Source organism: Dysgonomonas sp. 511, from assembly GCF_010501105.1.
Lineage (GTDB): Bacteria > Bacteroidota > Bacteroidia > Bacteroidales > Dysgonomonadaceae > Dysgonomonas.
Genome location: NZ_QVMQ01000093.1, coordinates 1 through 332, shown reverse-complemented (window position 1 = coordinate 332; position 332 = coordinate 1). Strand labels below are relative to the sequence as shown.

The window sequence follows — 332 nt, the reverse complement described above, 5'->3', positions numbered from 1 at the left end:
CGACATTGGCAATACCGACCAAAGAATCGGAAATAACCTCAGAAAGCTATTCGACAGGGTATTGGAAAAGACGGGGTATAATGTGATTTTCAAGTGGGCGTTGACGGATTCGAACCGCCGACCCTCTGCTTGTAAGGCAGATGCTCTGAACCAGCTGAGCTAAACGCCCTTGTTTACAATCTTCTATCAGGGCGTCTATTTTCTCTTTGGTAAGATGTTCGTGATAGTTGTCGCCAAGCTGAAATTGATGTGAATCCAGATATACATCAAAATGCAGATTATTGATTTATCGTGTAGCTTGTGATATAACAAAAAAGATCATTCAATACTGA

At 41.3% G+C, this 332-nt stretch carries 1 tRNA gene; it reads right to left on the bottom strand.

From position 1 onward, the window contains the following. Positions 1-94: 94 nt before the first annotated feature. Positions 95-169, bottom strand: a tRNA-Val gene (locus tag D0T57_RS15415). Between the last annotated feature and the right edge of the window lie 163 nt (positions 170-332).